At 67.5% G+C, this 11,254-nt stretch carries 11 protein-coding genes; 6 read left to right on the top strand and 5 right to left on the bottom strand.

What is annotated here, in order from left to right; genetic code table 11:
- Nucleotides 1-3 precede the first annotated feature (3 nt).
- The 4 genes from CFB35_RS09340 to CFB35_RS09325 all read right to left on the bottom strand — a co-directional run bounded on the left by CFB35_RS09340 (nucleotide 4) and on the right by CFB35_RS09325 (nucleotide 3,846).
- On the bottom strand, nucleotides 4-1,155 hold the full coding sequence (locus tag CFB35_RS09340) for a DegT/DnrJ/EryC1/StrS aminotransferase family protein (protein WP_059585271.1): 1,152 nt from the start codon (nucleotides 1,153-1,155) through the stop codon (nucleotides 4-6).
- 130 nt (nucleotides 1,156-1,285) lie between these two features.
- Nucleotides 1,286-1,657, bottom strand: coding sequence for an EamA family transporter (locus tag CFB35_RS09335; RefSeq protein WP_059585272.1), 372 nt, complete (start codon nucleotides 1,655-1,657; stop codon nucleotides 1,286-1,288).
- Between the two features lie 13 nt (nucleotides 1,658-1,670).
- Nucleotides 1,671-3,347 carry a glycosyltransferase family 39 protein gene (locus tag CFB35_RS09330; RefSeq protein WP_089464829.1) on the bottom strand — a complete coding sequence of 559 codons (1,677 nt, stop codon included), beginning with the start codon at nucleotides 3,345-3,347 and terminating at the stop codon, nucleotides 1,671-1,673.
- 124 nt (nucleotides 3,348-3,471) lie between these two features.
- The gene (locus CFB35_RS09325; protein WP_059645648.1) at nucleotides 3,472-3,846 is read right to left on the bottom strand and encodes an Mth938-like domain-containing protein; all 375 of its coding nucleotides are present in this window, start codon (nucleotides 3,844-3,846) and stop codon (nucleotides 3,472-3,474) included.
- A gap of 315 nt (nucleotides 3,847-4,161) precedes the next feature.
- Here CFB35_RS09325 and CFB35_RS09320 point away from each other — a divergent pair, with 315 nt between their 5' ends.
- The 6 genes from CFB35_RS09320 to CFB35_RS09295 all read left to right on the top strand — a co-directional run bounded on the left by CFB35_RS09320 (nucleotide 4,162) and on the right by CFB35_RS09295 (nucleotide 10,495).
- A complete protein-coding gene (locus tag CFB35_RS09320; RefSeq protein ID WP_059585275.1) occupies nucleotides 4,162-5,400 on the top strand; it encodes a pyridoxal phosphate-dependent aminotransferase in 1,239 nt (412 codons plus the stop codon).
- Between the two features lie 53 nt (nucleotides 5,401-5,453).
- Nucleotides 5,454-6,782 carry a homoserine dehydrogenase gene (locus CFB35_RS09315; RefSeq protein WP_059585276.1) on the top strand — a complete coding sequence of 443 codons (1,329 nt, stop codon included), beginning with the start codon at nucleotides 5,454-5,456 and terminating at the stop codon, nucleotides 6,780-6,782.
- Between the two features lie 14 nt (nucleotides 6,783-6,796).
- Entirely contained in the window at nucleotides 6,797-8,248 is a 1,452-nt protein-coding gene (gene thrC, locus CFB35_RS09310; protein WP_059645654.1) for a threonine synthase, read from the top strand.
- Between the two features lie 234 nt (nucleotides 8,249-8,482).
- The gene (gene glp, locus CFB35_RS09305) at nucleotides 8,483-9,730 is read left to right on the top strand and encodes a gephyrin-like molybdotransferase Glp (RefSeq protein ID WP_059585278.1); all 1,248 of its coding nucleotides are present in this window, start codon (nucleotides 8,483-8,485) and stop codon (nucleotides 9,728-9,730) included.
- A gap of 19 nt (nucleotides 9,731-9,749) precedes the next feature.
- The gene (moaD, locus tag CFB35_RS09300) at nucleotides 9,750-10,007 is read left to right on the top strand and encodes a molybdopterin converting factor subunit 1 (RefSeq protein ID WP_059585279.1); all 258 of its coding nucleotides are present in this window, start codon (nucleotides 9,750-9,752) and stop codon (nucleotides 10,005-10,007) included.
- A gap of 11 nt (nucleotides 10,008-10,018) precedes the next feature.
- Nucleotides 10,019-10,495, top strand: a complete 477-nt coding sequence (locus tag CFB35_RS09295) for a molybdenum cofactor biosynthesis protein MoaE (RefSeq protein ID WP_089464828.1) — start codon at nucleotides 10,019-10,021, stop codon at nucleotides 10,493-10,495.
- A 62-nt stretch (nucleotides 10,496-10,557) separates the two neighbouring features.
- Here CFB35_RS09295 and CFB35_RS09290 read toward each other — a convergent pair whose 3' ends face one another.
- Complete coding sequence (locus CFB35_RS09290) at nucleotides 10,558-11,118, bottom strand: group III truncated hemoglobin (protein WP_059585281.1); 561 nt, start codon at nucleotides 11,116-11,118, stop codon at nucleotides 10,558-10,560.
- Between the last annotated feature and the right edge of the window lie 136 nt (nucleotides 11,119-11,254).

The following is an 11,254-nucleotide window of genomic DNA, read 5'->3' as shown; positions in this document are numbered from 1 at the left end:
CGCTTATTTTCCGTATTGTTCGCAAATCTGATTGACGGCGTCGACCACGCGACGCACGTCGCCTTCCGTCATCTGCGTAAACAGCGGCAGCGTGACGGTCGACGCGCCGTACCGTTCGGCGTGGGGGAACATCCCCTCCTTGAAACCGCGCGCACGGTACAGCGTGAAAAGATGGATCGCCGGGTAGTGGATGCCGGTGCCGATGCCGCGTTCCTTCATCTGCGCCATGAATTCGGCGCGCGTGATCGTCAGCCGCTCGAGCGGCAGCGTGACGAGGAACATGTGCCAGTTGCCGTTCTCGAATTCGGCGACCGGCAGGCCGAGGCCGAGCTTCACGGCCGCGCCGCCGTCGAACGCGGCGAAATACGCGCGGGCGAGCGCGCGGCGCTGCGCGGTGAAGCGCTCGAGGTGCGGCAACTGGCCGAGGCCGACGCGCGCGGCGACGTCGGTCAGGTTGTACTTGCCGCCGAGCACGTCGCAGTCCATCCCGTCGAAGCCGGTGCGCGTGATGCCCTGCAGCCGGTACTTCTGCGCGAGCACGGCTTCGTCCTCGTCGTTCAGCACGAGCGCGCCGCCTTCGATCGTCGTCAGGTTCTTGTTCGCGTGGAAGCTGAACGACACGAGGTCGCCGAACGCGCCGATGCGCTTGCCGTTCCACGTCGAGCCGAATGCCTGCGCGGCATCCTCGATCACGCGCAGCTTGTGCGCGCGGGCGATCGCGTACAGGCGGTCCATGTCGACCGGCAGGCCGGACAGGAACACGGGGACGATCGCCTTCGTGCGCGGCGTGATCGCCTGCTCGAGCTTGTCGAGATCGATGTTGCGCGTGACGGGATCGATGTCCGCGAATACGGGCGTCGCGCCCGTTTCGATGATCACGTTGCTGGTCGAGACCCACGACGCCGGCGTCGTGATCACCTCGTCGCCGGGGCCGACGCCCGCGATGCGCAGGCCGATCTCGAGCGTGCAGGTACCCGAATTGAACGCGCGGACCGGGCGGCCGCCGCAGTACTCCGACAGCGCGGCTTCGAATTTCTGGCACTGCGGGCCGGTCGTGATCCAGCCCGAGCGCAGCACGTCGACGACGCCCTGGATGGTTTCCTCGTCGATCTCGGGGCGGGTGAACGGCAGAAACGGAGCGGTAGTCTGGCTCATGAACGCGTTGGGCCTGTAATGGCGTGTAATAAAAGGGTCGGGCGATCCGTCCGAAACCGGCATTAAACACCGGTTGGCCGATTCGTACCGTGATTTTTTGTAGGCGGACGCTTAACGCCGCGCGCCGTGCTCAGCTGCGCGCGAGCACGAGCACGCCGATCAGGATGATGCCGATGCCGACGAGCCGCTGCATCGACAGGACTTCGCCGAACAGGTACCACGCCGCGAACGCATTGACGACGTAGCCGAGCGACAGCATCGGGTACGCGATCGACACGTCGACCCGCGACAGCCCGACGATCCATACGACGACGCTCAGCACGTAGCAGCCGAGGCCGCCGATGATCGGCAATTGGGTCGCGATCTTGAATCCGACCGGAATGATGTTCGCACGGCTGAATTCGAAGTGTCCAACGGCGTTGACGCCGGCTTTCAGCAAAAGTTGCGCACAGGCGTTGAGCATCACGCCGGTGACGATGCAGACGAACGAAACGGGATTCATGCGGGGGACGTCCTTACGATTGCGGTTTCTCGACGATCACGCGGCGGTTGTCGCGCGCGATCACGCGCATCGGCACGCCTTCCTTGACCAGCGCGTCGTACTGGCCGGGCGGCATGATCGCGAGCGCATGGGTGTCCTGCTTCCAGCGCGTGATCCATTCGCCGACGGTCGGGATCCACTTGTTCGGCTCGACCGAGATGCCGAACGCGAGTTCGTCCTGGCGCTGGACCATGATCGTCGTGTGGCCCACGTAGAACGGGAACGTGTGGTCGAGCATTTCGATCGAGTAGAACGGCGTGTCGGGCGGCAGCTTCGCCAGCTCGGCGCGCACGGCCGGCGCGAGCAGCGCGCCCGAGCTGTAGCGGCCGAACTCGTCGTGCCCGGTGCCGCCGATCGTGCCGAACGCGAGCCACGCGGCGCCGAACGCGGCGAGCGCGGCGGCCGCGCCCGCCCGGCGGTTCAGCCACGCGGCCGCGAGCGTCAGCGCGGCCGAGACCGCGAGGCCGGCGTACAGCCACATCTGGAACGCGCGGTACAGCGCGTTCGGCGTGCGGGCGTCGCCCTGGTACGCGAGGAAGATGATCCCGAACGCCGCGGCGACGAAGAACACGAGATAGCCGAGCAGGTGGCGGCGGAAGCGCTCGGCCGTCATCAGCGGCAGGTACGCGCCGATGATCAGCGCGAGCGCCGGCGCGACCGGCAGCACGTACGAGATCAGCTTCGAATGCGACGCGCTGAAGAACAGGAAGATGAACGCGCTCCAGATCAGCAGCACGAGCATCGGCGAGAAGCCGTTCGGCTGGCGCGGCATGCGCAGCGCATGGCGGATGCTCTGCCACGCGACCGACAGCCACGGCAGGAAGCCGACCAGCAGCACGGGCACGAAGTAGTACAGCGGGCCCGGGCGGTTCTGTTCCGGGGTCAGGTACCGGCGGAACTGCTGGACGACGAAGAAGAAGTTGAAGAACTCGGGGTTGCGCTGCTGGACGAGCACGAACCACGGCGTGACGATCGCGAAGAAGATCACGAGGCCGCTGACGAGGTACAGGCGCTTCCACAGCGCCCAGTCGCGCGCGACCAGCGTATACAGCACGAGCACGGCGCCCGGCAGGATCAGGCCGACGAGGCCCTTCGACAGCACCGCCAACGCCATCGCGGCCCAGCACGCCCACATCCAGCCGCGTACCGCGGCCGGGCGCAGCCCGGGCCGCTGCGCGAGCAGCAGCGAGCAGAGCGACAGCGCCATCCAGAACGCGAGCCCCATGTCGAGCGCGTTGAAGTGGCCCATCAGGTTCCAGTACGGCGAGCTGGCCAGCACGACGGCCGCGAGCAAGCCCGACAGCGGGTTGAACAGGCGCGCGCCGGTGTAGCCGACGAGCAGCACGCCGGCGAAGCTCGCGACGGCGGTATAGAGGCGCGCCTGCCATTCGCCGATGCCGAACCACGCGAAGGTGAGCGCGTTCAGCCAGGTCTGCAGCGGCGGCTTCTCGAAGTACTTGTAGCCGTTGTAGCGCGGCGTGATCCAGTCGCCGGTGACGAACATCTCGCGCGCCATCTCCGCGTAGCGGCCTTCGTCGCTCGGGATCAGGTGGCGCAGCCCGAGCGGCGCGAACCAGACGATCGCGAGCGCGACGACGAGGAGGACGAGCGTGATGCGATTGAGCGGTAGCCTCGACGGCGTATCGTTCATGGGTTTTCAGCCTGTTGGTTGTTGTGACGGGCCGCCGGCGCGGTGCGCCGGGGGCGGGCGGCCTGGCCGGGGGCGATCCGGGGATCGACCCGCTGCGCCGGCCCGTGTTTTACCGCATCGGGGATTAACGTTCAATCAAGAGCGCGGCGGCGACTTTGCGGCCCTCGGCCATCAGGATGTTGTAGGTGCGGCAGGCGGCCTGGAAATCCATCGTCTCGACGCCGATCCGTTTCGCGGTGAGCGCCGCGACGAGCCGCGGGTGCGGAAAGCGCAGCCGCGCGCCGCTGCCGAAGATCACGAGTTCGGGCGTGGGGTCGAGCAGCATCGCGAAATGCTCGGGCGCGAGCGCGTCGAACGACGCCACGGGCCAGGCCTGGACCGGCGCGCCGGGCAGGACGATGACGCTCGTTTCGTGGCGTTCGAGATTGACGTCGACATAATCGGGGCCGTAGCCGGTGACGGTGTTGAGCGCGCCGCTCGTGTCCTGGTGCAGTTTCAAATCGGTATTCCGCGGTTCCGTAGGGGAATGGATTGGCAGGGCCGTGGGGCCCGGCGGGCCGGTTTCGCGCGCTCCGGCACGCGCGGACGCCCGACGGCGCGGGCCCGGCGCGGCTATGGTGCATTGCGAAAGTCGGCCAAAATCCGCTAAATTATAACTTTTTGGTCGCCCCCGGGCGCCACTTGCGTCGTGCGTCGCCACAAGCCGCGTCCGGCCGCCGCTTTTTCCCAGCCTAGACAGCGCGCACAGACCGGCCGCTTTCCAGTTTTGATCCCGTCCCCCCGGCCGCAAGGCCAACCCAGGAACCGTGTCGTCGTGAAACCGATTCAGAAGTCGAACAAGCTGCTCAACGTCTGCTACGACATCCGTGGCCCGGTGCTCGAGCACGCCAAGCGCCTCGAGGAAGAAGGCCACCGCATCATCAAGCTGAACATCGGCAACCTCGCGCCGTTCGGTTTCGACGCGCCGGACGAAATCATCCAGGACATGATCCGCAACCTGCCGGCGTCGTCCGGCTATTCGGATTCGAAGGGCGTGTTCTCGGCGCGCAAGGCCGTGATGCACTACACGCAGGAAAAGGGCGTCGTCGGCGTCGGCCTCGACGACATCTACATCGGCAACGGCGCGTCCGAGCTGATCGTGATGGCGACCCAGGCGCTCCTGAACGACGGCGACGAAGTGCTGCTGCCCGCGCCCGACTACCCGCTGTGGACGGCGGCCGTGAGCCTGTCGGGCGGCACGCCCGTGCACTACGTGTGCGACGAGCAGAACGCGTGGATGCCCGACCTCGACGACATCCGCGGCAAGATCACGCCGAACACGAAGGCGATCGTCGTGATCAACCCGAACAATCCGACCGGCGCGCTTTATTCCGACGAATTGCTGCTCGAGCTGCTCGAGATCGCGCGCCAGCACGGGCTGATCGTGTTCGCCGACGAGGTTTACGACAAGATCGTCTACGACGGTCTCGAGCACACCGCGCTGGGTGCGCTGTCGGAGGACGTGATCACCGTCACGTTCAACAGCCTGTCGAAGAGCTACCGGTCGTGCGGCTATCGCGCGGGCTGGATGGCCGTGTCGGGCCTCGGCGGCGACAATCGCCGGCGCGCGAAGGATTACCTGGAAGGGCTCGGCATCCTGTCGTCGATGCGCCTGTGCGCGAACGTGCCCGGCCAGTTCGCGATCCAGACGGCGCTCGGCGGCTACCAGAGCATCAACGAGCTGATCGTGCCGAACGGGCGCCTGTACAAGCAGCGCGAACTCGCGTATGACATGCTGACGTCGATCCCGGGCGTGACCTGCGTGAAACCGCAGGCCGCGCTGTACATGTTCCCGCGCCTCGACCCGAAGCTCTACCCGATCCAGAACGACCAGCAGTTCATTCTCGACCTGTTGCTCGAGGAACGCGTGCTGCTGGTACAGGGCACGGGGTTCAACTGGGCGACGCCGGACCACTTCCGCGTGGTCTTCCTGCCGAACCTCGACGATCTGGCCGATTCGATCAACCGGATCGCGCGCTTTCTCGACGGCTACCGCAAGCGCCATTCGGTCTGAGCGGGCAGCGCCACACGGAACTCACTACTTCTTACTCATCGATCACACGCAGCATGGAACCGATCAAAGTTGGCCTGTTGGGCTTCGGCACCGTCGGCAGCGGCACCTTCACGGTGCTGCGCCGCAACCAGGAAGAAATCAAGCGACGCGCGGGGCGCGGCATCGAGGTGGCGCGCATTGCCGTGCGCAACCCGGCCAAGGCGCAGGCCGCGCTCGGCGGTGACGCCGCGGCCGCGCAGATCACCGACGACTTCAACGCGGTCGTCGACGATCCGTCGATCGCGATCGTCGCCGAGATGATCGGCGGCACCGGCATCGCGCGCGAGCTCGTGCTGCGCGCGATCGCGAACGGCAAGCACGTCGTCACGGCGAACAAGGCGCTGCTCGCGGTGCACGGCACCGAGATCTTCGAAGCCGCGCGCGAGAAGGGCGTGATGGTCGCGTTCGAGGCGGCCGTCGCCGGCGGCATTCCGATCATCAAGGCGCTGCGCGAAGGCCTGACCGCGAACCGCATCCAGTACATCGCGGGCATCATCAACGGCACGACGAACTACATCCTGTCGGAAATGCGCGACCGCGGCCTCGATTTCGCGACCGCGCTGAAGGCCGCGCAGGAACTCGGCTACGCGGAAGCCGATCCGACCTTCGACATCGAAGGCGTCGACGCCGCGCACAAGGCGACGATCATGAGCGCGATCGCGTTCGGCGTGCCGGTGCAGTTCGACCGCGCGTACGTCGAGGGCATCAGCAAGCTCGACGCGACCGACATCCGCTACGCGGAAGAGCTCGGCTACCGGATCAAGCTGCTCGGCATCGCGCGCCGCGCCGCAAACGGCATCGAGCTGCGCGTGCACCCGACGCTGATCCCGGAAAAGCGCCTGCTCGCGAACGTCGAGGGCGCGATGAACGCGGTCGTCGTGCACGGCGATGCGGTCGGCACGACGCTGTACTACGGCAAGGGCGCGGGCGCGGAGCCGACTGCATCGGCCGTCGTCGCGGATCTCGTCGACGTCACGCGCCTGCACACGGCCGACCCCGAGCACCGCGTGCCGCACCTCGCGTTCCAGCCGGACAGCCTGTCGAACACGCCGATCCTGCCGATCGAGGAAGTGACGAGCGGCTACTACCTGCGCCTGCGCGTCGCCGACCAGACCGGCGTGCTGGCCGCCATCACGCGTATCCTCGCCGAGTCGGGCATCTCGATCGACGCGCTGCTGCAGAAGGAATCGGAGCAGATCGACGGCGCGAACGGCGAGACCGACATCATCCTGATCACGCACGAGACGGTCGAGAAGAACGTCAACGCGGCGATCGCGCAGATCGAGAGCCTCGCGACGGTGGTCTCGAAGGTAACGAAGCTGCGCATGGAAGCGCTGAACTGAGGACCAGGAACGACATGAACTACATCTCCACGCGCGGCGCCGGCATCGGCGAGCGCCATACGTTCTCCGACATCCTGCTCGGCGGTCTCGCGAAGGACGGCGGGCTCTACCTGCCGGCCGAGTATCCGAAGGTGTCCGCCGACGAGCTCGCGCGCTGGCGCACGCTGTCGTACGCGGATCTCGCGTTCGAGATCCTGTCGAAGTTCTGCGACGACGTGCCGGCCGACGATCTGCGCGCGATCACGCGCCGCACGTATACGGCCGCCGTGTACAGCAACACGCGCCATGGCGAAAACGCGTCCGACATCACGCCGCTGAAGGCGCTCGGCACCGAGAACGGCGCGGCGCTGTCGCTGCTCGAACTGTCGAACGGCCCGACGCTCGCGTTCAAGGACATGGCGATGCAGCTGCTCGGCAACCTGTTCGAGTACACGCTCGCGAAGCACGGCGAAACGCTGAACATCCTCGGCGCGACGTCGGGCGATACCGGCAGCGCGGCCGAGTATGCGATGCGCGGCAAGGCCGGCGTGCGCGTGTTCATGCTGTCGCCGCACAAGAAGATGAGCGCGTTCCAGACGGCGCAGATGTTCAGCCTGCAGGATCCGAACATCTTCAACCTCGCGGTCGAAGGCGTGTTCGACGACTGCCAGGACATCGTGAAGGCCGTGTCGAACGATCACGCGTTCAAGGCGCGGCACAAGATCGGCACCGTCAACTCGATCAACTGGGCACGCGTCGTCGCGCAGGTCGTGTACTACTTCAAGGGGTATTTCGCGGCGACGCAGTCCAACGACGAGCGCGTGTCGTTCACGGTGCCGTCGGGCAACTTCGGCAACGTCTGCGCGGGCCACATCGCGCGGATGATGGGGCTGCCGATCGCGAAGCTGGTGGTCGCGACCAACGAGAACGACGTGCTCGACGAGTTCTTCCGTACCGGCGCGTACCGCGTGCGCAGCGCCGAGAACACCTATCACACGAGCAGCCCGAGCATGGACATCTCGAAGGCGTCGAACTTCGAGCGCTTCGTGTTCGACCTGCTCGGCCGCGATCCGGCGCGCGTGATGCAACTGTTCCGCGACGTCGAGGAGAAGGGCGGCTTCGATCTCGCGGCGAGCGGCGATTTCGCGCGTGTGGCCGAATTCGGCTTCGTGTCCGGCCGCAGCAGCCACGCCGACCGCATCGCGACGATCCGCGACGTGTTCTCGCGCTACGACACGATGATCGATACGCATACGGCCGACGGCGTGAAGGTCGCGCGCGAGCATCTGGAGGCCGGCGTGCCGATGGTCGTGCTCGAGACGGCACAGCCGATCAAGTTCGGCGAGACGATCCGCGAGGCGCTCGATCGCGAAGCCGAGCGTCCGGCCGCTTTCGACGGGCTCGAGGCGCTGCCGCAGCGCTTCGAGGTCGTGAAGGCCGACGCGCAGCAGGTGAAGGACTTCATCGCCGCCCATACGGGCGCATGACGCACGGCCGGGCCTGCGGGCCCGGTCGCGCGGGACGGCCGGAATGCCGATTCGTCGAACGGATCGGGGTTCCGGCCGTTTCGTTTGGCGCGCGGGCATCATACGCCGCGCGAAACAGGTGCCAGACCCGCGCGTTCGCGCCGATCACAGTTTTCGCATGCCCGCCATATCGCGCGTCCGCGTGGCGTCGTCGCTACAATGACGTATTGATTCCAACGATCCCCGATTCCATCGATGTCGAACCCGAATCCCGCGGCGCCGCGCGCGCCGATGCTGTCGACCGCCGAGGCGCTCGCCGCGCTGCTCGACGCCGCGAAGCCGCTGCCCGGCGCCGAAACCGTCGCCACGCTCGACGCGCTCGGCCGCGTGCTGGCGGCCGACGTCAGCTCGCCGCTCGACGTGCCGCCGATGCATACGAGCGCGATGGACGGCTATGCGGTGCGTGTCGCCGACCTGCTGCACGGCGACCGGCGCCTGCCGGTGTCGCAGCGCATTCCGGCCGGGCATCCGGCCGCGCCGCTCGCGGCCGGCACGGCCGCGCGGATTTTCACCGGCGCGACGGTGCCGCCGGGCGCCGATGCCGTCGTGATGCAGGAGCAAGCATCGGCCGACGGCGACGCGGTCGAGATCCTGCACACGCCGAAGGCCGGCGAATGGATCACCGCGCAGGGCGCGGACATCCGTCAGGGTTCGGTGATCCTGCCGGCCGGCACGCGGCTCACGCCACAGGCGCTGGGTCTCGCCGCGTCGGTCGGCTGCGCGCAACTGGCGGTCGCGCGGCGGATTCGCGTCGCGGTGTTCTTCACCGGCGACGAACTGACGATGCCCGGCGAGCCGCTGAAGCCCGGCGCGATCTACAACTCGAACCGCTTCACGTTGCGCGGGCTGCTCGAGCGGCTCGGCTGCCACGTGACCGATTACGGCATCGTGCCCGACTCGCTGGCCGCGACGCGCGACACGCTGCGCGAGGCCGCCCGCGATCACGACGTGATCCTGACGAGCGGCGGCGTGTCGGTCGGCGACGAGGATCACGTGAAGCCGGCCGTGGAGGCCGAAGGCCGGCTCGCGCTGTGGCAGATCGCGATGAAGCCCGGCAAGCCGCTCGCGTACGGCGCGGTGCGCCGCGGCGACGAGCGCGCTGACGCGCATTTCATCGGGCTGCCCGGCAACCCGGTCTCGAGCTTCGTCACGTTCCTGCTGTTCGTGCGGCCGTTCCTGCTGCGCCTGTCCGGTGTGCGCGACGTCGCGCCGCGCGCGTTGTCGCTGCGTGCCGATTTTTCGCAGAGCAAGGGCGACCGGCGCAACGAATTCCTGCGCGCGCGCGTCAATGCGGCCGGCGGCCTCGACCTGTTCCCGAACCAGAGCTCGGCCGTGCTCACGTCGACGGTCTGGGGCGACGGCCTGATCGACAATCCGCCGCAGCACGCGATCAGCGCAGGCGAGACCGTGCGTTTCATTCCGTTTTCCGAACTGCTGTCGTGACGCGGCGGCTCCCCGAACCATGAAGATTCAACTGAAATTTTTTGCAAGCGTGCGCGAAGCACTGGGCGTGGCCGATGAAGAAGCCGACGTGCCGGACGGCGTGACGACCGTCGGCGACGTGCGCGCGTGGCTGCGCGCGCGCGGCGGCGCGTGGGCCGACACGCTCGCCGAAGGGCGCGCGTTGCGCATGGCGTGCAACCACGAGATGACCGACCCCGACACGCGGCTCACCGAAGGCTGCGAGGTCGCGTTCTTCCCGCCCGTCACGGGCGGTTGAGGGGGGAGGCGATGGCAACGGTACGAGTCCAGACCGACGATTTCGATCTGAATGCCGAAGTGGCGGCATTGCGGGCGCGCAACCCGAAGATCGGCGCGCTCGCGTGCTTCGTCGGCACGGTGCGCGACCTGAACGAAGGCGATACGGTCGCCGCGATGGAGCTCGAGCACTATCCCGGAATGACCGAGAAGGCGCTCGAAAAGATCGCGGCCGAGGCCGGCTGGCGCTGGCCGGGTGTCGACGTCGCGATCGTGCACCGCGTCGGCAGGCTGCTGCCGCTCGACCAGATCGTGATGGTCGCGACGGTCGCGTCGCACCGCGGCGACGCGTTCGCGTCGTGCGAGTTCGTGATGGATTATCTGAAGACCGAAGCGCCGTTCTGGAAGAAGGAAACGACGCCTGACGGCGAGCGCTGGGTCGATGCGCGCAGCACCGACGACGCCGCGCTCGCGCGCTGGGGCGTCGAGTCGGGCAACGCGCCGCGCTGAGCGCGGCACGCGGGCGATGCAGCGAAGTGCCGCGTGCGTGCGGTCGTCGCGTGTAAAGGGCGTTACGCGTCCGGGTCGACGCCGCGCCCGATGATCTTCGTCGGAAAAGGCTCGCCGCGGGCGCGCGACGGCAACGCGTGCGAATCGTCGCCCGCGTCGCGGCGGCGCGGCGCGATCGCGTCGAGCAGCGCCTGCTGCTCGGGCGGAATCCGGTAGTCCCAGCCGAACCGGCTCAACTGCAGGCTCTGCGCGATCCGCAGCGCGGGCTCCATGAAACGAACCGCCGCGGGCGGCGCGTAGCGCGCTTCGACGGTGTTCAGGAACAGCGACAGCCAGCGGCTGAAATGGGCCGGCTCGATCCCGTCGAGCGGCTGGTGCGCCTGCTGCACGTTGCCGCGATAGCCCTTGGTGCCGAGCACGAGGCTCGACCAGAACGTCACCATCTTCGGCAGATGGTCGTCCCAGCGGCCGGCCAGCTTTGCGTCGAATACGGGCCCCAGCAGCGGATCGGCGCGTACGCGGTCGTAGAACGCGTAGACGAGATCGCGGATGTTGTCTTCGGTCGGCTCGGCGTCGCGGGGGCGGGCCGGTACGGTATCGGGCGAGACGGGTTGGGCAGTCATGACGAAAAGGGCCGGTAGAGCGGGGCGGTGACGGCGCGACGGCGCCGGCGACGGGCAGGACGCCGGTCGGATTTTGACGCAAAATAGCGTCCAATAACCCCTGGAAAACGTGTAGATATCCCGCATCTTATTGCGC

It is taken from the genome of Burkholderia sp. AU16482, from assembly GCF_002223285.1.
In the GTDB taxonomy this organism is placed as follows: domain Bacteria; phylum Pseudomonadota; class Gammaproteobacteria; order Burkholderiales; family Burkholderiaceae; genus Burkholderia; species Burkholderia semiarida.
Note: the sequence above shows the minus strand (reverse complement) of the source record. Positions and strands in the feature narration are given on the sequence as shown.

Coding starts and splice junctions, on each gene's coding strand:
- CFB35_RS09340 (WP_059585271.1), bottom strand. CDS start 1,155: ATGAGCCAGACTACCGCTCCGTTTCTGCCGTTCACCCGCCCCGAGATC.
- CFB35_RS09335 (WP_059585272.1), bottom strand. CDS start 1,657: ATGAATCCCGTTTCGTTCGTCTGCATCGTCACCGGCGTGATGCTCAAC.
- CFB35_RS09330 (WP_089464829.1), bottom strand. CDS start 3,347: ATGAACGATACGCCGTCGAGGCTACCGCTCAATCGCATCACGCTCGTC.
- CFB35_RS09315 (WP_059585276.1), top strand. CDS start 5,454: ATGGAACCGATCAAAGTTGGCCTGTTGGGCTTCGGCACCGTCGGCAGC.
- thrC (WP_059645654.1), top strand. CDS start 6,797: ATGAACTACATCTCCACGCGCGGCGCCGGCATCGGCGAGCGCCATACG.
- glp (WP_059585278.1), top strand. CDS start 8,483: ATGTCGAACCCGAATCCCGCGGCGCCGCGCGCGCCGATGCTGTCGACC.
- moaD (WP_059585279.1), top strand. CDS start 9,750: ATGAAGATTCAACTGAAATTTTTTGCAAGCGTGCGCGAAGCACTGGGC.
- CFB35_RS09295 (WP_089464828.1), top strand. CDS start 10,019: ATGGCAACGGTACGAGTCCAGACCGACGATTTCGATCTGAATGCCGAA.
- CFB35_RS09290 (WP_059585281.1), bottom strand. CDS start 11,118: ATGACTGCCCAACCCGTCTCGCCCGATACCGTACCGGCCCGCCCCCGC.